We start from the raw sequence: 17,786 nt of genomic DNA on the forward strand, positions 1-17,786 counted from the left end.
TGGGGCCTTAGCTCAGCTGGGAGAGCGCCTGCATGGCATGCAGGAGGTCAGCGGTTCGATCCCGCTAGGCTCCACCATTTTTCTTCATATAGCATCATGCACACGTGCCGCATGGGATTGCGTTGATGGCCTTCGGATTCGGTCGGGCCGGCTGCGGTGTCGTATCGAGAGGGGACACCCCTCCGTCTGGCCTACGGCCAGCCACCTCCCCTTGCAGGGGAGGATGGTCTGGAAGCGACCATTGCTTGCCGTCCGTTCGGAAAATTGGATTGCCCGCAACTGGCCATTCGTTCAGCTTGACCAATTGAGTCTGGGGGGCGTCGTATGGGCCAAAAGGAACGAATGGACTGCGCGAACAATGCTTGGGAAGCGGCACCTTGGGATGCCAGTGATGAGATTGCCGACAGTCAGTTGAAAGGGTTCCAGCAGCTGCTCATGCAGCTTGCATGGCACGGCTTTCCTGATCCTCCAGAATGGCGATTGGCTTCACGAAGCGCCGGAAAAATCGATGTGCCATGGAGCGAATGGGGCTATTTCGCTAAGTTACCCCAAGCTTGGATTATCCCGTAGATCGATCCTTGGTTACGAAAGCTGCCTGTCTCACACCGACCAATTGCCGTCACAGATCGCTCATGGGATACGAGGTTGATGCACAGGGCATTTATCAGATACCGCGCCTTTCTTTCGAGCAAGGCAATACCGCTACGCGGATTGGCGTGGGTGAATGAGATGAATTTCCATCTCATCCCATGGATGCTGCTGCCGCTGCTTACCTCGGCAGCCTGCTGGTCTTTTTCGATACCGGATGCCATCTGGACATGGGCTTTGCATTCAGCAGTATGCTTCACGACTATCGGTTTCGGGCTCGTAGTATGGACCTTCCTCAAGCTGGTTTTTGACCAAGAAAGCTGACAGTCCCCTAACCACCCTTTTCGTCATTCCCGCGCAGGCGGGAATCCATCTCCTGACCTCGCATCTGGTCCGAAGCTGGTGAGATGGATCCCCGCCTGCGCGGGGATGACGTTGTGAAACAGGTGGCCAGCTTCCCACCCTTTTGGGCCATTCCTGCTTTTGCGAATGAGGACAGGGCGGGCGCCGTTCAGGCCAACGTGACGAAGCTGTCCATCACCCGCTTGCGGCCGGCGGTTTCGAAGTCGATTTCCAGCTTGTTGCCCTCGATCGCGGCGATCGTGCCATAGCCGAATTTCTGGTGGAAGACGCGCTGGCCGATGGACACATCGTCGCGACCCTTGTTGCCGAGCGACACGGCGGAGGTGCGGGCTTCGACGATTCGCACGGGTTCGCGGCTGAACTGGCCGCTGCTCTGGGCGCGCTGCCAGCCCGGCCCCCGCGATGAGCCACGCGCGACATTGGCGAAGGGGTCGTCCCGTTCCGACCAGTTGGCGCGCCAGAGCGAGGCACCGCCGGACATGCTGCTTTCCTCATCCACATGTTCGGGCGGCAATTCGCCGACGAAGCGGGAGGGGATGCTACTGGTCCACTGGCCATAGATGCGGCGGTTGGCGGCGTGAAGAATGGTGCAGCGCTTGCGCGCGCGGGTGATCGCCACATAGGCGAGGCGCCGTTCCTCCTCCAGACTGTTGAGCCCGCCTTCGTCCAGCGCGCGCTGCGAGGGGAAGATGCCTTCCTCCCAGCCGGCGAGGAAGACATTGTCGAATTCCAGGCCCTTGGCGGCGTGGATGGTCATGATGGTGAGCTTCTGCTCATCCTGCTGCGCCTCATTGTCCATGACCAGGCTGACATGTTCGAGGAAGGCGCCCAGCGTCTCATATTCCTCCATCGCGCGGCTGAGTTCGCTCAGATTTTCGAGGCGCCCGGCGCTCTCGGTCGAGCGTTCGGCCTGGAGCGTGGTGGTATAGCCGCTTTCGTCCAGGATCTGGCGCGCCAGTTCGGCATGGGGCAGTTGTGCGGCGCGATCGCGCCAGCGGGCGAGGTCGCCGATGAAGGCGCCGAGCGAACGGCGCGCCTGGGGCGTCAGTTCGTCGGTGTCGAGGATGCGCGCGGCGGCAAGGGCGAGGGGAATGCCCTCCGCGCGCGCCAGACGGTGCAGCTTCTCGACCGCCTTGTCGCCCAGGCCGCGCTTCGGCACGTTGACGATGCGTTCGAAGGCCAGGTCGTCGGCCGGCTGGTTGACGAGGCGCAGATAGGCGAGCGCATCGCGGATTTCGGCGCGCTCATAGAAGCGGAAGCCGCCGACGATGCGATAGGGCAGGCCGATCTGGATGAAGCGGTCTTCGAATTCGCGGGTCTGGTGCTGGGCGCGGACGAGGATAGCAACCTCGTCCAGCGATCCACCGGCGCGGGCGATCGCCTCGATCTCGTCGCCGACGCGGCGGGCTTCCTCCGGCCCGTCCCACACGCCGAGCACGCGCACCTTCTCGCCGACGTCGATGTCGGTCCACAATGTCTTGCCCAGGCGATTGCCATTTTCCGCGATCACCCCGGAGGCGGCGCCCAGGATATGCGGGGTGGAGCGGTAATTCTGTTCCAGGCGGACGATCACGGCGCCCGGAAAATCCTTTTCGAACCGCAGGATATTGGCGACTTCTGCGCCACGCCATGAATAGATGGACTGGTCGTCGTCACCGACGCAGCAGATATTCTTGCGGGTCTGGGCGAGCAGCCGCAGCCAGAGATATTGGCTGCTATTGGTGTCCTGATACTCGTCCACCATGATATATTTGAAGCGCTGCTGATATTGCTCCAGCACGTCGCGATGGCGCTTCAAGATGGTGAGAGAGTGGAGTAGCAAGTCACCGAAATCACAGGCATTCACTTCACGCAGACGAGCCTGGTAGGCGGCATAGAGCTTCTGACCCTTGCCATGGGCATAGCCCTCTGCCTCGCCGGCGCCGACTTCTTCCGGGGTGAGGCCCTTGTTCTTCCACTGGTCGATCAGGCCGGCGAGTTGACGCGCGGGCCAGCGCTTCTCGTCAATTCCCTCCGCCTGGATCAGCTGCTTCATCAGGCGCAACTGGTCATCGGTGTCGAGGATGGTGAAATTGGACTGGAGACCCACCAGTTCGGCATGGCGGCGCAGCATCTTGGCGGCGATCGCGTGGAAGGTGCCGAGCCAGGGCATGCCCTCGACCGCCGGGCCGATCATCCGGCCGACGCGCTCGCGCATTTCCCGTGCCGCCTTGTTGGTGAAGGTCACGGCCAGGATTTCCGAGGGCCAGGCGCGCTGGGTCGCGACCAGATGGGCGAGGCGGGCGGTAAGCGCTGCGGTCTTGCCCGTGCCCGCGCCGGCCAGCACCAGCACCGGTCCCTCCGTGGTCAGCACCGCTTCGCGCTGCGGTTCGTTGAGGCCCTTCAGATAGGGCGGGTCATTGGGAGAGGGGGCAGGCACGGTCATGGGCGATCAACTAGGGATGGGCGGTTGCGGGGGCAAGGGCAGATGGCCTTGCAGCGGGACGCAATCTATGAGAACAAAAAGGGAATCACGCAAGATGCGAATGGAGCAAGATGATGGTGACGGGGCGGTGCCAGTGCGGGGCGATCCATTATGCGGCGGAGGGCGAGCCGGTTTACAGCGCGCTGTGCCATTGCAGCGATTGCCGGATGAGCGCGGGCGCGCCGATGGTCGGCTGGGCGCTGTTCGCGCATGACAAGGTGACGATAGAGGGCGATCCGGTCACCTATCAGTCGTCGGACAATGCGACCCGCCATTTCTGTGGCACTTGTGGCACCGGGCTGTTCTACACCAACCCGACGGTCTTTCCCGGCATGATCGACATCCAGAGCGCGACGTTGGACGACCAGAGCGCCTTTCCGCCGGCGGTGCATATCCAATATGCCGAGGCGGCGCCGTGGATGGCGGCGGCGCATGACCTGCCCCGGTTCGATCGATACCCGTCGGACTGAGCGTGCGGCCGGCGTCAGCGGCGGCACGGTTCGTCGCTGACGCGGAACAGGGAGGCGGGGCGGCCGGTTTCTCCCTTGCTCGGGGCAAGGAGTAGAAGGACGAACCCGATGAAGATCATCATGATCGCCGGCTTTGCTGCCCTGTCGATGGCGGCGCTGCCCGGTCAGGCCGGGGCGCAGGCGATGTCGCCGCCGGCCCAGAACCAGGATCCCAATGCGGCCCAGCCGACCGGCGCGGTGCCGGCCGAGACGGGCATGGTGCCGGCGCCGGCGGACGTGCCGCGCGATCCGGCTGCGCCTGTGGGCACGGCGGCCAATCCTGTGACGGTGGGCGGCAACATGACGCCGCCGCCGACCGAGGCGAAGGCTTATCCGGTCTGCGGCAAGGGCGTGCAGGACGGTTGCGTCAATCCGGGCGAGGCGAAGAAGAGGATGCGCAGGCCGGGCTGAGATCCGGTTTGGGGTCGGTCGATGTCGGGCCGGGCAGGGCGGCGATGAGCGCTGCGAGGCCGGTCCGGTCACGCGCCGCGTCGGCCAGGCTATAGCCGTCCAGCACCGTCAGGAAAGCACCGACCGCCTGCGCCAATATGCCCGACAGGCCGCAGGCGGGACGGATCGCGCAGGCCGCGCAATCGGCCATCGCCATGTCCGGCTCGCTATGGCGTACGACCGCGCCGATGCGGATATCGGCAGGGTCGGCGGCAAGGGTGAAGCCGCCGCCGCGACCACGCTGGGTGCGGATGAAGCCACCCTGGCCCAGACCATGCACCACCTTCATCAGATGATTGCGCGACAGGCCATAGGCATCGGCAATTTCCGGGATCGTCGCCCGTCCACCCGGCACGGCGGCGAGATGGATCAGCACGCGCAGCGCATAATCGGTGTGGCGGGTCAATTGCATCGCGCCCTCCTATCCTGCGGGCAGAGTGTCATAAACATATATTCAATTTACATCTTAAAAGATGCATATTAAATGAACCTTATCGAATCCCCGATAAGGAGCCTGTCATGCGCGAAACCCTGTCCCCCGAAACCATCGCCATCGTGAAGGCGACCGGCCCGGCGCTGCGCCGCCATGGCGTCGAGATCACCACCCGCATGTATGCGCGGCTGTTTGAGGATGCGTCGATCAAGGACATGTTTGACCAGGCGGCGCAGGCCAGCGGCGAGCAGCCGCGCCGGCTGGCGGCGGCGATCCTGGGCTTTGCCGAGAATGTCGACAAGTTGCAGGCGCTGGACGGCGCGATCGCGCGCATGGTGCAGCGCCATGTCGATACGGGCGTGCAGCCGGACCATTATCCCAAGGTGGCGGCCGCCCTGCTGCCCGCGATCCGCGAAGTGCTGGGCGAAGAGGTGGCGACCGATGAAGTGCTGGCCGCCTGGGCGGAAGCTTATACTTTCCTGGCCGATATCCTGATCGGCAAGGAACAGGCGGCCTACGCTGAGGCCGCCTGATATTCCGCCTGAGCGTTACGCGGCGGGCGCGCTGTCCTCTGCGCGGAGCAGGGTGAGGCGCGCCTTGCCGACGTCGCGCACGGCGTCGACGGTGAAGCCCTTGACCGCGACGTCCTCGCGCCGGTCGGTTTCGATGCTGATCCAGGTGGCCGGGCTGGTCCAGCCCAGGCGCGCCAGCTTGTCGAGCGCGACCTGGCCCGCGCCGGTGTCATAGGGCGGGTCCATGAAGATGAGGTCGAGCGGCGTCTTCGTCGGGCCGAGCGAGAGCACGCTGGTCTGGCGGATGTCCGGGCGCAGGCCGAGCTTGTCGCCATTGGCGCGGATCGCGTCGATCGCCGCCTTGTCCTGCTCGACGAACAGGCAGGAGCCGGCGCCGCGCGACAGGGCTTCAAAGCCCAGCGCGCCCGATCCGGCGAAGAAGTCGCCCACGGCGAGGCCCTCGAACGATCCCAACCGGCTCGCCAGCATCGAAAAGAGCGTCTCACGGGTGCGGTCGCCGGTGGGACGGGTGGCGTCGCCCTTGGGCGCGACCAGCGGACGGCCGCGCCATTGGCCCGATATGATCCTCATTTCTGTGCTTTCTTCAGGCTGCTGCGGAAGGCGACCAGATCATGCTGGCGCACTTCCTCGACCGCGCCACCGGCCAGTTCGCCCAGTTCGAACGGGCCGTAGCTGGTGCGGATCAGGCGATTGACCTTGAGTTCGAAATGTTCGAGCACGCGGCGGACTTCGCGGTTCTTGCCTTCGGTCAGGGTCATTTCGATCCACTGGTTGCGGCCGGTGCGCCGTTCCAGATTGGCCTCGATCGGACCATATTGGATGCCATCGATCTCGATGCCGTCGAACAGATCCTCCAGCTGCTGCTGGCTGACCTCGCCAAAGGCGCGGGCGCGATAGGTGCGCGGCACGCCGGTCGAGGGCAATTCCATCTCGCGCTTGAACTCGCCGTCGGTGGTGAGCAGCAACAGCCCCTCGGTATTCATGTCGAGCCGGCCGATCGGCATCAGCCGCGGCAGGTCGTCGGGCAGGATGTCGTAGATGGTCGGGCGACCGGCGGGATCGCGCTCGGTGGTGAGGAAGCCGGTCGGCTTGTGGAACAGGAACAGGCGTGCGGGGGCGGGCGCGGCGACCGGATCGCCGTCGACGGTCACGCCATGGAGCGAGGTCAGCAGCGTCGCGGGGGTGTCGATCGTGACGCCGTCCCTGGCGATACGGCCTTCCTCGATCATGCGCTCGATCTCGCGGCGCGAGGCGATGCCGGCGCGGGCGAGCAGCTTGGCGATGCGCTGGGGTTCGCCCTTGCCGCTGGTTTCCGCGGCGGCACGGGCCGGGTGCGGGTTGGCGACATGGGGCGCAGCCGGCTTCTTGCTGCCGGGACGGCGCGGCGGATAGGATGTGCCGCCCATACGACCTTCAGTGCGGCCTTCGGGGCGCGGGCGAGCCGGGCGGTCACCAAAAGCGGGGCGGGCGGCGCGCTCGCCAAAGGGCGCGCGCGCGGGACGATCTCCAGCGGCCGCGCGCTCGGGGCGCTTGCCTTCGGTCGGGCGACCGCTGCGGGCGGGGCGTTCGGCGTGATCCGGCTGGGCGGCGCGGTCGGGGCGGCCACGGGCCGGGCGGTCGCCACGGCCTTCTTCGCGGTTTCCGGCAAAGCGACCGCCTCGGCCTTCGCCCGAAGCGCTGCGATCGGAGCGAGCGCCGCGACCTTCGCTACGTTCACCACGGCCGTCGCCGAAGCGATTGCCGCGGGCTTCGCCGGGGCCATTGCGATCGGGGCGCTCGCCACGCGGGGCGGGGCGACCCGGACGGCCTTCGCTGCGGCTGTCAAAACGACCTTCGTTGCGACCATCCGATCGGGCGTCCGACCGAGCCGGGCCACGGCCAGTGCCGCGATCGGCGCCGCCACGCGATCCGGGGCCGGAGGGACGCTTGGGACCGCCCGGACCTGACCGGCGCGGCGGACCAGATTTTTTTGGCGGTTCCACTTGATGCATTCCTTTTCGTGACGGGTGGCCATCCCCATATCAGGGCGGCATGTGCAATATGATGAACGGTGCCATAGCGCCGTCCATGTGAACGGCAAAGCCCCGGCCGGGCGCAACCCGGCGCCGGGGCGCGGCGTTGGTCGGTTGCATGGCGGAAACGGGGCAGGACAGCAAATGTTTTTCGGGCGAATCAGAGGGGACGACACCGTCAGGGACGGGGCGAGAGACGGGGCAGGTGCGCCGCGGAACGCCATCCGCAGCGTGCTGGTGGTGGAGGATGAACCGCTCGTCGCCTTCGATCATGAGCATATCCTGTCCCAGGCGGGCTATCGCATCGCCGCCACCGTCGATAGCCACACCCATGCTGCCCGCGTGATCGATATGGGAACGGTCGATCTGGTCGTTACCGACATCAATCTGCGCGGTGGGCGCTGCGGCATAGAGGTCGCGCGTCATGCCCATGCGCGCCAATTGCCGGTGCTGTTCGTCACCGGTGCCTGTCCCGCCGATGCGCGATCGCTGGCGGTCGGCTGTCTCGCCAAGCCCTTCGCCCCGCGCGACCTGTTGGCGGCGATCGCGGTGGTCGATGCGGTGCTGGCCGGTCGCGCGCCACCACGCAAGCCGCGCGGCATGAAGCTGTTCGCCGAGATCGCCTGACGCCGGGCTGATCCGGGGCAGGCAGGCGGCCGTGCCGCTTGCCTCTGCTGCATTTGCTCATATGGTGGCGCCCGGATCGCATCATCGGGGGCATCACAGATCATGACGGAATTGGCCGGCGGCACGCGCAGCTGGAGCGACGCGGTAAAGCCCTATGTGCAGAAGGAGCCGCTGGCGGCCTTCTTCCTGGGGGTTTCGTCCGGATTTCCCTATGCCATGATCGGTGCCACGCTGACCACGCGGCTGGCGCAGGACGGCATCGACAAGAAGGCCGTGACCGCCTTCACGCTCGCCTTCCTCGTCTACAACCTCAAATGGCTATGGGCCTGGATGGTCGATGGCGTGCGCCTGCCGATCATCGGCCGGCTGGGGCAGCGCGTATCCTGGCTGTTGCTGACGGGGCTGCTGGTGATGGCGGCGGTCGCCAATCTGGCGCTGGTCGATCCCACCGCCGGCCTGTTGCAGACGGCCTATGCAGCGATCCTGGTCGGGGCCGCCGGTGCGACCTTCGACATCGTGATCGATGCCTATAGGATCGAGACGCTGAAGCCCGAACAACTGGGCGTGGGATCGGGCATGTCGCAATATGGCTGGCGGATCGGGTCGGTGGCGGCCGGCGCGCTGGCGCTGGTGCTGGCGGCGCGGATCGGCTGGCATGGCGCCTATGTGGCCTGCGCGGTCTTCGCCCTGCCGGCGATGCTGACCGGACTGGTGCTGGGCGAGCCCGAACGGCACCGTGAGGCGGCGGCGCGGCGCGGCATGGGCGAAGTGTGGCAGTCGATCGCCGGTCCGCTGGTGGAGTTTTTCCGCCGCCGGGGCGCGGTATTGGTCCTCTGCTTCATCCTGCTGCACAAGATCGGCGACACGCTCGCCAACCTGACCTTTCGCCTGCTGTTCGACGACATGGGCTACAGCAATGACGAGATCGCCATCTATGACGTCGGCATCGGCTTCTGGGCCTATCTGATCGGTATTTTCGTCGGCGGCATCCTCTATGCGCGGCTAGGCATGAAGCGGTCGGTGCTGATCAGTCTGGTGCTGATGTGCGTGTCCAATTTCAGCTTCGCGGCGCTGGCGGCGCTGGGCAAGAGCAACTGGGGCATGGCCGGGGCGATCGGCTTCGAGAATTTCGCGAGCGGTATCGGCGGCGTCACCGTCGTCGCCTATTTCTCGGCGCTGTGCGACCTGCGCTTCACGGCGGCCCAATATGCGCTGATCTCGGCCGCGGCGAGCATCGTGGGCCGTTTCCTGACCGGGACGACCGCCGGCGCGCTGATCGAGCGGTTCGGCTATGTCGATTTCTACCTGCTGACGACGGCGCTGGCAGTGCCGGGCATCCTGCTGTTCTGGCTGATGATGCGTGCCGGGCTGATCGACGCGAGCATCGGCACGGCGGCAACCGCCGATGGCGACAAGGCGAACGGAAGCCCCGCATGATCTTCCTCGTCGCGTCCATCTGTATCCAGATCATCTGTGCGGTCGATGTCGTGCGCAGCGGCCGCAACCAGATCTGGATGCTGTTCATCTTCCTCTTCTCGCTGGCGGGCTGCTTTGCCTATCTGATGCTGGAGGTGCTGCCGGCCTATTGGGGCAATCGCCATCTGCGCACCGCGCGCAGCCAGGTGGTCGGCAAGGTTGATCCCGAACGCGGTCTGCGCAAGGCGCGGGCTGATCTGGACCTGGCGGAGACCGCCGCCAACCGGATTGCGCTGGGCGATGCGCTGCTGGACCTGGGCCGCTTTGCCGAGGCGGAGGCGGCCTATCGCAAGGGGCTGGCGCTGGGACCGGGGCAGGATGCGACGACGCAGGTCAAGCTGGCGCAGACCCTGTTCGAACTGGGGCGCAGCCGCGAGGGGCTGGCGGAGTTGGACGATGTGCCCGAGGTCGGCCGGGGCAGCGAATGGGATCGGCGCGCGCTGCTGCGGGCGCGGATGCTGGCCGATATCGGTGAGGATGCGCAGGCGCGCCTGTTGTTCGAGGATGTGATGAGCCGCTATGCCGGCGAGGAGGCTCGCTGCCATTATGCCGCCTTCCTGCTGGAGCAGGGTGACCGGCTGCGCGCGCGGCAGATATTGGAGGAGGTCGAGCAGCGGGCCAGGCGGCTCGACCGCACCCAGCGCGCCGCCCAGGCCGACATGTATCGCTGGGCCGGCGAGCGGCTGGCGGAGTTGCGGAAGGCGGCGGCTTAAGAGGCGGCGTAGAGGTCCAGCGGCCGGCCAAGGTCGCTATGCGCCTGCGCCACCGCCTGCAGGCAGGTGAGCGCGCCCAGCGCATCGTCATTGCCCAGCAGCCCCGAGACATTGTCGAAGGCGGTATGCGGATCGCGCAGCGCATCGCCCACCGCCTGCATGATCGCCGCCTCGTCCGCGGTCATCCGCGCGCAGCAACAGGGCGCGACCAATATCTTGCGGCTGGCGGCGCGCGCCAGTTCCAGCATCATCGCGCGCATCAGTACCAGGGGCCGGCGATAGCTTTTGCCGAAGGCGCCCAGCATCGCATTGGCGGCATGGGCATCATTGACCCCCGCCGTCGCCATGCGGCGCATGACGAACAGGAACAGCCGATTGCCATAGCCGCCCGGAATGGGCCGGGGCAGTTCGACGGGGTAGCTTTCTCCATATGCCATGCGGGTGCGCCTTTGTGTGACTCGGGGACACACAAGCTACGCTATTGCGAGGCATTCGCAAGTCTAAATCAGTCGGGCAATTGTCCGTTCAACCGCAAAATCTCTCCGGCCATATAGAGCGAGCCGGCGATCAGGATGATGGGGGCTGCATCCTGGGCCTGGGCGGCATCCTGCGCGATGGCGGCGATCGCCGCTTCCGGCCCGTCATGGGCGGTGCAGCCTATGCCCCAGCGGGCGGCGATGGCGGCGAAGCGTTCGGGCGGGTGATGATCATGTCCCGGCACCGGCAGCGCATGGATATGGGCGATGCGGCCGCCGAACGGCGCGAGATAGGCGTCCATATCCTTGTTGGCGAGCATGCCGATGACGAGCTGGATCTGGCGGCTGTGCAACCGGTCGGCGGTGAAGAAGGCGCTGATCGCCTGGCCGGCGGCTTCATTATGGCCGCCGTCAAGCCAGGCTTCCGCCGCGTCGGGCAGGGCCGCGAGCAGCGGGCCGCGCTCCAGCCGTTGCAGCCGGGCGGGCCAGTGCGCCCAGAGCGGCGCGGCCTTCAGCGCCGCCTCGCTGACCGGCACGGCCTGCTGATGGCGCAGCATGGCGATGGCGAGGGCGACATTCTGGACCTGATGCGCGCCGGGCAGGCGCGGCATCGGCACGTCGACATGGCCCTGTTCGTCGCGATAATGGACCCGGTCGCGATAGACGGCGGCGTCCCAGGCGGTGCCCATGGCGAGCCATAGGGTGCCGGCGCGATCCGCAGCATCCTGCATCACCGGGGCGAGGGTGGCATCATAACGCTGCGTCACCAGCGCCGCGCCGGGCTTGGCGATGCCGGCCTTTTCCGCGGCGATGACGGGCAGCGTGTCGCCCAGGAAGGCCTGATGATCGATGCCGAGCTGAGCGATGCCGCAGACGACCGGATCGACGATGACGTTGGTGGCGTCGAGCCGCCCGCCAAGGCCGACCTCTATGATGCAGGCATCGGCGTCATGTTCGGCAAAGGCGAGGAAGGCAGCGGCGGTCGTCACCTCAAAGAAGCTGGCACCGATCCCTTCGGCCACGTCGAGCACGCGGGCGAGATAGGCGGCGAGCATGGCATCGTCGATCAGCTTGCCGGCGATGCGGATGCGTTCGTTGAAGCGGACCAGATGGGGCGAGGTGAAGACATGGACGGTCTTGCCGTCCGCCTCCAGCGCGGCGCGCAGGAAGGCGCAGGTCGACCCCTTGCCGTTGGTGCCGGCGACATGGAAGACCGGCGGCAAGCGGCGGTGCGGATCATCCAGCCGCTCCAGCAGCCGGCTGATCCGCTCCAGTCCCAATATGTCGGCGCCGGGGGATAGCGACCAGAGCCGGTCAAGCTGGGCCTGAACCTGCGGGTCGTCCGAAACGGCATGGTCGGCCATGGCGCGCTGATCCCCCTATCGCGCTTTTGAGGCTCAGGCGGCGGCGCGCGGCGTCAGATAGCCGATCACGCGGGCCAGCGTGTCGCGCAGCTCGCTGCGATGGACGACCATGTCGAGCATGCCATGGTCGAGCAGATATTCGGCGCGCTGGAAGCCTTCAGGCAGCTTTTCGCGGATCGTGCTTTCGATGACGCGCTGGCCGGCGAAGCCGATCAGGGCATTGGGCTCCGAAATCTGGATATCACCCAGCATCGCATAGCTGGCGGTCACGCCGCCGGTGGTCGGATCGGTCAGCACGACGATATAGGGCAGGCCGGCCGCGTGCAGCTTCTGGATCGCCACGGTGGAGCGCGGCATCTGCATCAGCGAAAGGATGCCTTCCTGCATGCGCGCGCCGCCGGCAGCGGTGAAGATGACATAGGGGCATTTATGCGCGATCGCGTCGTTAATGCCCTGGATAAAGGCCGCGCCTACGCCCATGCCCATGGAGCCGCCCATGAAGGCGAAATTCTGCACGCCCATGACCAGCGGCACATCGTCGATCGCGCCACGCGCGTTGATGAGCGCGTCCTGGTCTCCGGTCGAGGCGCGGGCGGCCTTGATCCGGTCCGGATAGCGCTTGCTATCCCGGAACTTGAGCGGATCTTCCGGCACGCCGGGCGTCGGCAGCAGGATGAAGCCGGCGTCGAGGATCTGCTCGAACCGTTCCGACGGGCCGATGCGGCCATGATGGTCGCAGCGCGGGCAGACCGAGAGATTTTCCTCCCATTCCTTGATGAAGACCATTTCCTTGCACGACGGGCACTGATGCCAGAGCGTTTCGGCGGTGGTTTCCTTCTTGGTGAAGGGCAGGGCGTTACGAACGCGGTTGATCCAGCTCATGCTGCGGTCTCCCGGATAGAAGTGGTGAGGGCGCCGCTGAGCGACGCGACGAATTCCTGGACGAAGGGCGCGGCGGCATCGCCGTGCGAGCCGACGATGTCGACGATCGCCGAGCCGACCACCACGCCATCGGCGACGCGGCCGATGGCGGCCGCCTGTTCGGGCGTGCGGACGCCGAAGCCGACCGCGATCGGCAGGTCGGTGGCGGCCTTCAGCCGATCGACCGCCATTTCGATATTGGCCTGCGCCGCCTGCTGCTTGCCGGTGATGCCGGCGACGGCGACATGATAGAGGAAGCCGCTGGCGCCGTTCAGCACGGCGGGCAGGCGGGCCGCATCCGTGGTCGGGGTCGCGAGGCGAACGAGATGGACGCCGACGGCGCGCAGCGCGGGGCCGAGTTCGGCATCTTCTTCCGGCGGGATATCGACGCAGATCACGCCGTCGACACCGGCGGCCTGGCACTGGTCGGCGAACCATGCGGACCCGCGCGCCAGCATCGGATTGGCATAGCCCATCAGGATCATCGGCGTTTCCGGGTGGCGTGCACGGAAATCGGCGGCGAGGGCGAAGACATCCTTGGTCTTGGTCCCCGAGCCGAGGCTGCGCAGGTTGGCGAGTTCGATCGCCGGGCCATCAGCCATCGGGTCGGTGAAGGGCATGCCGAGTTCGATGATGTCGGCGCCGCCCACGACCAGCGCATCGAGGATGGCGGGGGTCGAGGCGACGTCCGGGTCACCGGCGGTCACGAAGGTGATGAGGGCGGCGCGGCCCTGTGCCTTGCAGGCGGCGAAGCGGGTGGCGAGACGGTCGGTCATGCTCACATCTCCACTCCCAGCGCGTCGGCGACGGTGAAGATATCCTTGTCCCCCCGGCCCGACAGGTTGACGACGATGATCTTGTCCGCGTCCAGCGTCGGCGCGACCTGTTCGGCGGCGGCCACGGCATGGGCGGATTCGAGCGCGGGGATGATGCCTTCGAGGCGGGAGAGGGTCTGGAAGCTTTCCAGCGCCTCGTCATCCTTGATCGGCAGATATTTCACCCGGCCGATCTCGTGCAGCCAGCTATGTTCCGGGCCGATGCCGGGATAGTCCAGGCCAGCGGAAATGCTGTGCGCTTCGGTGATCTGGCCGTCCTCGTCCTGGAGCAGGTAGGTGCGGTTGCCGTGCAGGATGCCCGATGCGCCGCCCGCCAGCGAGGCGGCATGCTTCTTGTCGAGGCCTTCGCCGGCCGCTTCCACGCCGATCATCGCGACTTCGGGATCGTCGAGGAAGGGATGGAACATGCCGATGGCGTTGGAGCCGCCGCCGACCGGGGCGATCAGCATGTCGGGCAGACGGCCTTCGGCCTCCATGATCTGCGAACGGATTTCCTTGCCGATGATCGACTGGAAATCGCGCACCAGCTCCGGATAGGGGTGCGGACCGGCGGCGGTGCCGATGATGTAGAAGGTGTCATGAACGTTCGACACCCAGTAGCGCAGAGCGTCGTTCATCGAATCCTTGAGCGTCGAGGAGCAGGAATGGACCGGGATCACCTCTGCGCCGAGCAGCTTCATGCGGAAGACGTTGGGCTTCTGCCGTTCGACATCCTTGGCGCCCATGAAGATCTTGCATTCCATGCCGAACAGGGCGGCGACGGTCGCGGTGGCGACGCCATGCTGGCCAGCGCCGGTCTCGGCGATGACCTTCTTCTTGCCCATGCGGCGGGCGAGCAGCGCCTGGCCGATGCAATTGTTGATCTTGTGCGCGCCGGTGTGGTTCAGTTCCTCGCGCTTGAGGTAGATCTTGGCGCCCTTGCCCGGCTCGGCCTTGGCGCGCAGCGCTTCGGTCAGCCGCTCGGCATAATAAAGCGGGTTGGGGCGGCCGACATAGGAGCGCAGCAGCTCGGCATATTCGGCGTGAAATTCGGGATCGGCCTTGGCCGCCTTGTAGACCTTTTCCAGTTCCAGGATCAGCGGCATCAGCGTTTCGGCGACATAGCGGCCGCCAAAGGCGCCGAAATGGCCGTTATCGTCCGGCTGGCTACGAAGGCTGTTGGGCAGGGTAATGGTGTCGGTCATGAATATCTTTCCGGGGACAAATGATGGGCGTTCGCTTGTGGTCAGGAAGCGATCAGCGCCATCGTCCTTCGATGCGCATGGCAGGGGCGTTCAGCGTCAACATGCCGACACCGCTTTGCAGAAGGCCATGATCTTGTCCACACTCTTGATGCCCGGTGCATCCTCGACGCCCGAAGAAACGTCGATCAGCGGCGTGTCGGTCAGGCGGATCGCTTCGCACACATTGTCGATGCCAAGGCCACCGGACAGGCCCCAGGGCGCGGGCATTACGACGCCGCGCAGCAAGGTCCAGTCGAAGCGCAGGCCCATGCCGCCGGGCAGCGCCGCGCCATCGGGCGTCTTCGCGTCGAACAGCAGCCGGTCGACCGTGCCGGCATAGGCCTGGGCAGCGTCGATATCGGCGCGGGTCTTGACCGAAATCGCCTTCCACACCGGCAGGCCGAAACGCTGGCGGATGGCGGCGACCCGCTCCGGGCTTTCCTTGCCATGGAGTTGCAGGGCGCTGAGTGCGCCGGTGCCGGTCAGGCGGGCAAGCTGTTCGTCATCGGCATCGACGACCACGGCGACGCGATCGACATGGGCCGGGACGGCCGCAGCGAGCGCGCGCATCTGGTCGGGTTCGACGTGGCGCGGGCTTTTGGGGAAATGGACGAAGCCGACATGGCTCGCCCCGGCGCGCACGGCGGCGCCCACCGTCTCCGGCGTCGACAGGCCGCAGATCTTGATCGCGATTCGGGACATGGGCGGGCCTTTAGACCGTAAGGGAAGGGAAGTCACATTCAGACAGGCTGGGTCAGGTCCATGTCGTGCAGCGCCAGCCACTGATCGGCATGGTCGATGCAGGCCTGGCCCAGGAAGCGATCGAGGACAGCGACGATCTCCGCATCGCTCATCGTCCGGGGATCGAGCGGCGGATGCCAGTGCAGCGCGAAATGCGGGCCGCTGGTGCGGACCAGATAGAAGGGCAGGAATTGCGCCCCGACCTTGCGCGCGAGGCGCAGGGCGATCGAGAGATTGCCCGACGGTTCGAGCGCGCGGCCGAAGGTCGGGAACCAGACCTGCCGGTCGCGTCGTTCGTCAGCCAGGATATAGAGGGTGGCGCGATCCTTCTGGGTCAGATGCTTGAGCACGCCGCGTGCCGCGCCATCGCCGCCGATCGCCTCGCCCATATAGCTGGATCGCGCCTTCTTGAGCTGGGCGGCGATCCGGGGATCTTCGGGATCTTCATAGACGCCAAGGCCCGGTCGGTCGGTCGACCATTTGATATGGGCGGCGAGCAGGTCCCAATTGCCGATATGGCAGGTGAAGGCGATCATCGGGCCGGGACCATCCAGCACCGCCTGATAGGCGGGCTGGTCGATGACGGTCACATGATCGGCATTCACCAGCCGGTCGATATTGGCGAGTTCCGCCAGCGTGCGGCCGACATTCACCCAGCGCCGGGTCAGGATCGCTTCGCGTTCCGCCTGCGGCAGGTCGGGCCGCAGCCGTGCCAGATTGGCGCGGGCGCGGGCGTCGCGCAGCTTCATCCGGGGACGGGCGACGTGCGCCGACAGCCAGCCGCCCAGCCAGGAGGCGAGGCTGGCGGGAAGCAGACGGAGTAAGGTGAAGAGAAAGGGGTTGGAGAGCATGGTCCTGCCCGTCATACAGGAGCCGTTGAGGCGGTAAAGAGCCGCGAAGGGGGCTGGTGGTGACGATGATGCTGGCGCTGTGGCTGCTGCTCCAGGCGCTGAGCCTGCTGGGCGTGGTCAATTATTGGCGCCATCTGCCGGCGGACCGGCAGGAAGAGGCGCCCGGCGGTGCGGTCATGATCCTGTCGGTGCGTGACGACTGGGAAGGTGACAGCGAACTTGTCACCCGGCTGAAGGCGCAGAGTGCGCCGTTCCGGCTGTTGCTGGCGACGTCCGGGCATTGCGTTGCGGCGGAGGCGCTGGCGGCGGTTGAGCCGGACTGGGTGCAGATCGTGCGCGCCGGCGTGGCCAGCGACGAGGGGCAGAAGGTCCACAAGCTGCGGGCGGCGCTGAAGGCGCTGCGTGATGATGACAATTATCTGATCTTCATTGATGCCGATATCGAGCCGCCCGCCCGGCTGGTGGGGCGGCTGCTCTTCCCGCTGGTGCGGGGCAAGGCGGATATCGTGACAGGCTATCGCCTGCTGCTGCCGGCCGGGCAGGGCATGCCGGCGCTGGTCGGCGCGGTCGAACTGCAACTGGCGACGCTGCCGCGCGCGGCCAGTGCGACCATGCCTTGGGGCGGGGCGATGGCGATGACGCGGGCCGCTGCCGAGCGGATCGATATCGACGCGGCGCTGGCCGGGCGCCTGTCCGACGACATGGCGATCGGCCTTGCTGGCTGGCGTTTGAAGCTGCGGATGCGGCCGGTGCGCGACCTGCTGGTGGCGAGCCCGCTGGACGGGGGGCTTGGCGCGCTTTGGAGTTTTGGGGTGCGTCAATATCGCCATATCCTCACCAACAGCCCGCGCATGTGGGCGGTGGCGACCGGCGCGGTCGCGCTGCAATCGGGCTTCTGGCTGTGGGCGCTGGGCTGGGGCGGCTGGCCGGCGATCGCGATCGGCTATGGCACTGCTTGGGGGCGGGCTGCGGCGCGGCGGCGGATATTGGCGGCCGTGCTGGAGCCAGAGCAGGCGGCGCGGGCGCGCCGATCGCTCTGGTGGGACATGGTGACGCCCTTTGCCGTCTGCTGGGCGCATCTGGCGGTGCAGCTACAGGCTGCCACATCCAATCGCATCAGTTGGGGCGGCTGGACCTATCGCGTCGTGCGTGGCCGGGTGGTGGAGATGGGGCGGGGGTAGTTCCCTTCCTCCCCGAGGCTGGCTC

Annotated in this window: 20 protein-coding genes and 1 tRNA gene; 10 read left to right on the top strand and 11 right to left on the bottom strand. The window is 66.4% G+C overall.

From position 1 onward, the window contains the following. Position 1 precedes the first annotated feature (1 nt). The 3 genes from AC0KVN_RS25630 (at position 2) to AC0KVN_RS25640 (ending at position 912) form a co-directional block, all read left to right on the top strand. Positions 2-77 (top strand) — tRNA-Ala (locus AC0KVN_RS25630). A gap of 265 nt (positions 78-342) precedes the next feature. Then, the gene (locus AC0KVN_RS25635) at positions 343-570 is read left to right on the top strand and encodes a hypothetical protein (RefSeq protein ID WP_435568290.1); all 228 of its coding nucleotides are present in this window, start codon (positions 343-345) and stop codon (positions 568-570) included. Between the two features lie 78 nt (positions 571-648). Further along, complete coding sequence (locus AC0KVN_RS25640) at positions 649-912, top strand: hypothetical protein (RefSeq protein ID WP_435568289.1); 264 nt, start codon at positions 649-651, stop codon at positions 910-912. 187 nt (positions 913-1,099) lie between these two features. On the opposite strand, the gene AC0KVN_RS25645 is transcribed toward AC0KVN_RS25640, so the two are convergent. Continuing rightward, the gene (locus AC0KVN_RS25645; RefSeq protein ID WP_435568288.1) at positions 1,100-3,376 is read right to left on the bottom strand and encodes an ATP-dependent helicase; all 2,277 of its coding nucleotides are present in this window, start codon (positions 3,374-3,376) and stop codon (positions 1,100-1,102) included. A 113-nt stretch (positions 3,377-3,489) separates the two neighbouring features. On the opposite strand from AC0KVN_RS25645, the gene AC0KVN_RS25650 reads away from it, so the two are divergent. Next, positions 3,490-3,885, top strand: a complete 396-nt coding sequence (locus AC0KVN_RS25650) for a GFA family protein (protein WP_435568316.1) — start codon at positions 3,490-3,492, stop codon at positions 3,883-3,885. Between the two features lie 108 nt (positions 3,886-3,993). Beyond that, positions 3,994-4,335, top strand: coding sequence for a hypothetical protein (locus tag AC0KVN_RS25655; protein ID WP_010336087.1), 342 nt, complete (start codon positions 3,994-3,996; stop codon positions 4,333-4,335). On the opposite strand, the gene AC0KVN_RS25660 is transcribed toward AC0KVN_RS25655, so the two are convergent. After that, positions 4,292-4,786, bottom strand: a complete 495-nt coding sequence (locus AC0KVN_RS25660) for an Rrf2 family transcriptional regulator (RefSeq protein ID WP_435568287.1) — start codon at positions 4,784-4,786, stop codon at positions 4,292-4,294. The genes AC0KVN_RS25655 and AC0KVN_RS25660 overlap by 44 nt on opposite strands. A gap of 107 nt (positions 4,787-4,893) precedes the next feature. On the opposite strand from AC0KVN_RS25660, the gene AC0KVN_RS25665 reads away from it, so the two are divergent. After that, positions 4,894-5,340, top strand: coding sequence for a globin domain-containing protein (locus AC0KVN_RS25665; protein WP_435568286.1), 447 nt, complete (start codon positions 4,894-4,896; stop codon positions 5,338-5,340). 15 nt (positions 5,341-5,355) lie between these two features. Here the strand turns inward: AC0KVN_RS25665 and rsmD are convergent, their stop codons facing one another. Both rsmD and AC0KVN_RS25675 read right to left on the bottom strand, forming a co-directional pair. Further along, entirely contained in the window at positions 5,356-5,910 is a 555-nt protein-coding gene (gene rsmD, locus AC0KVN_RS25670) for a 16S rRNA (guanine(966)-N(2))-methyltransferase RsmD (RefSeq protein ID WP_125989276.1), read from the bottom strand. Next, positions 5,907-7,322: a pseudouridine synthase gene (locus AC0KVN_RS25675; RefSeq protein WP_435568284.1), complete on the bottom strand. Its 1,416-nt coding sequence runs from the start codon at positions 7,320-7,322 to the stop codon at positions 5,907-5,909. The genes rsmD and AC0KVN_RS25675 overlap by 4 nt, the downstream gene beginning before the upstream one ends. A 174-nt stretch (positions 7,323-7,496) precedes the next feature. Here AC0KVN_RS25675 and AC0KVN_RS25680 point away from each other — a divergent pair, with 174 nt between their 5' ends. The 3 genes from AC0KVN_RS25680 (at position 7,497) to AC0KVN_RS25690 (ending at position 10,168) form a co-directional block, all read left to right on the top strand. Beyond that, positions 7,497-7,979 (top strand): response regulator, encoded by a 483-nt coding sequence (locus tag AC0KVN_RS25680; RefSeq protein ID WP_435568283.1) that lies wholly within the window; start codon positions 7,497-7,499, stop codon positions 7,977-7,979. A gap of 102 nt (positions 7,980-8,081) precedes the next feature. Beyond that, positions 8,082-9,416 (top strand): AmpG family muropeptide MFS transporter, encoded by a 1,335-nt coding sequence (locus tag AC0KVN_RS25685; RefSeq protein ID WP_435568282.1) that lies wholly within the window; start codon positions 8,082-8,084, stop codon positions 9,414-9,416. Continuing rightward, a complete protein-coding gene (locus tag AC0KVN_RS25690; RefSeq protein ID WP_048938436.1) occupies positions 9,413-10,168 on the top strand; it encodes a tetratricopeptide repeat protein in 756 nt (251 codons plus the stop codon). Before AC0KVN_RS25685 ends, AC0KVN_RS25690 begins: the two co-directional genes overlap by 4 nt. Here the strand turns inward: AC0KVN_RS25690 and AC0KVN_RS25695 are convergent. From AC0KVN_RS25695 to AC0KVN_RS25725, 7 genes are all read right to left on the bottom strand, one after another. Further along, positions 10,165-10,605 (bottom strand): DUF6628 family protein, encoded by a 441-nt coding sequence (locus tag AC0KVN_RS25695; RefSeq protein WP_069338132.1) that lies wholly within the window; start codon positions 10,603-10,605, stop codon positions 10,165-10,167. The genes AC0KVN_RS25690 and AC0KVN_RS25695 overlap by 4 nt on opposite strands. 68 nt (positions 10,606-10,673) lie before the next feature. Then, positions 10,674-12,008, bottom strand: coding sequence for a bifunctional folylpolyglutamate synthase/dihydrofolate synthase (locus tag AC0KVN_RS25700; protein WP_435568281.1), 1,335 nt, complete (start codon positions 12,006-12,008; stop codon positions 10,674-10,676). Positions 12,009-12,041: 33 nt separating this feature from the next. After that, the gene (gene accD / locus AC0KVN_RS25705) at positions 12,042-12,890 is read right to left on the bottom strand and encodes an acetyl-CoA carboxylase, carboxyltransferase subunit beta (RefSeq protein ID WP_004207658.1); all 849 of its coding nucleotides are present in this window, start codon (positions 12,888-12,890) and stop codon (positions 12,042-12,044) included. Next, positions 12,887-13,705, bottom strand: a complete 819-nt coding sequence (gene trpA, locus AC0KVN_RS25710) for a tryptophan synthase subunit alpha (protein WP_435568280.1) — start codon at positions 13,703-13,705, stop codon at positions 12,887-12,889. The genes accD and trpA overlap by 4 nt, the downstream gene beginning before the upstream one ends. Positions 13,706-13,707: 2 nt before the next feature. After that, positions 13,708-14,949, bottom strand: a complete 1,242-nt coding sequence (trpB, locus tag AC0KVN_RS25715) for a tryptophan synthase subunit beta (protein WP_483656570.1) — start codon at positions 14,947-14,949, stop codon at positions 13,708-13,710. Positions 14,950-15,045: 96 nt separating this feature from the next. Then, positions 15,046-15,690, bottom strand: coding sequence for a phosphoribosylanthranilate isomerase (locus tag AC0KVN_RS25720; RefSeq protein WP_435568279.1), 645 nt, complete (start codon positions 15,688-15,690; stop codon positions 15,046-15,048). A gap of 38 nt (positions 15,691-15,728) precedes the next feature. Beyond that, complete coding sequence (locus tag AC0KVN_RS25725) at positions 15,729-16,580, bottom strand: lysophospholipid acyltransferase family protein (protein WP_048938451.1); 852 nt, start codon at positions 16,578-16,580, stop codon at positions 15,729-15,731. 65 nt (positions 16,581-16,645) lie between these two features. Between AC0KVN_RS25725 and AC0KVN_RS25730 the strand changes: the two genes are divergently transcribed. Next, positions 16,646-17,761 (top strand): glycosyltransferase, encoded by a 1,116-nt coding sequence (locus tag AC0KVN_RS25730; protein ID WP_435568315.1) that lies wholly within the window; start codon positions 16,646-16,648, stop codon positions 17,759-17,761. The last annotated feature ends 25 nt before the right edge of the window (positions 17,762-17,786 follow it).

The sequence above is a fragment of the Sphingobium sp. SG1 genome, from assembly GCF_057063145.1.

Excerpts from the sequence above, each read along its gene's own strand:
- trpA (WP_435568280.1), bottom strand. The coding sequence starts at position 13,705 with ATGACCGACCGTCTCGCCACCCGCTTCGCCGCCTGCAAGGCACAGGGC.
- AC0KVN_RS25725 (WP_048938451.1), bottom strand. The coding sequence starts at position 16,580 with ATGCTCTCCAACCCCTTTCTCTTCACCTTACTCCGTCTGCTTCCCGCC.
- trpB (WP_483656570.1), bottom strand. The coding sequence starts at position 14,949 with ATGACCGACACCATTACCCTGCCCAACAGCCTTCGTAGCCAGCCGGAC.
- AC0KVN_RS25655 (WP_010336087.1), top strand. The coding sequence starts at position 3,994 with ATGAAGATCATCATGATCGCCGGCTTTGCTGCCCTGTCGATGGCGGCG.
- AC0KVN_RS25645 (WP_435568288.1), bottom strand. The coding sequence starts at position 3,376 with ATGACCGTGCCTGCCCCCTCTCCCAATGACCCGCCCTATCTGAAGGGC.
- AC0KVN_RS25700 (WP_435568281.1), bottom strand. The coding sequence starts at position 12,008 with ATGGCCGACCATGCCGTTTCGGACGACCCGCAGGTTCAGGCCCAGCTT.
- AC0KVN_RS25690 (WP_048938436.1), top strand. The coding sequence starts at position 9,413 with ATGATCTTCCTCGTCGCGTCCATCTGTATCCAGATCATCTGTGCGGTC.
- AC0KVN_RS25685 (WP_435568282.1), top strand. The coding sequence starts at position 8,082 with ATGACGGAATTGGCCGGCGGCACGCGCAGCTGGAGCGACGCGGTAAAG.
- AC0KVN_RS25730 (WP_435568315.1), top strand. The coding sequence starts at position 16,646 with ATGATGCTGGCGCTGTGGCTGCTGCTCCAGGCGCTGAGCCTGCTGGGC.
- AC0KVN_RS25660 (WP_435568287.1), bottom strand. The coding sequence starts at position 4,786 with ATGCAATTGACCCGCCACACCGATTATGCGCTGCGCGTGCTGATCCAT.
- AC0KVN_RS25680 (WP_435568283.1), top strand. The coding sequence starts at position 7,497 with ATGTTTTTCGGGCGAATCAGAGGGGACGACACCGTCAGGGACGGGGCG.
- rsmD (WP_125989276.1), bottom strand. The coding sequence starts at position 5,910 with ATGAGGATCATATCGGGCCAATGGCGCGGCCGTCCGCTGGTCGCGCCC.
- accD (WP_004207658.1), bottom strand. The coding sequence starts at position 12,890 with ATGAGCTGGATCAACCGCGTTCGTAACGCCCTGCCCTTCACCAAGAAG.
- AC0KVN_RS25650 (WP_435568316.1), top strand. The coding sequence starts at position 3,490 with ATGGTGACGGGGCGGTGCCAGTGCGGGGCGATCCATTATGCGGCGGAG.
- AC0KVN_RS25635 (WP_435568290.1), top strand. The coding sequence starts at position 343 with ATGGACTGCGCGAACAATGCTTGGGAAGCGGCACCTTGGGATGCCAGT.
- AC0KVN_RS25720 (WP_435568279.1), bottom strand. The coding sequence starts at position 15,690 with ATGTCCCGAATCGCGATCAAGATCTGCGGCCTGTCGACGCCGGAGACG.
- AC0KVN_RS25665 (WP_435568286.1), top strand. The coding sequence starts at position 4,894 with ATGCGCGAAACCCTGTCCCCCGAAACCATCGCCATCGTGAAGGCGACC.
- AC0KVN_RS25695 (WP_069338132.1), bottom strand. The coding sequence starts at position 10,605 with ATGGCATATGGAGAAAGCTACCCCGTCGAACTGCCCCGGCCCATTCCG.
- AC0KVN_RS25640 (WP_435568289.1), top strand. The coding sequence starts at position 649 with ATGCACAGGGCATTTATCAGATACCGCGCCTTTCTTTCGAGCAAGGCA.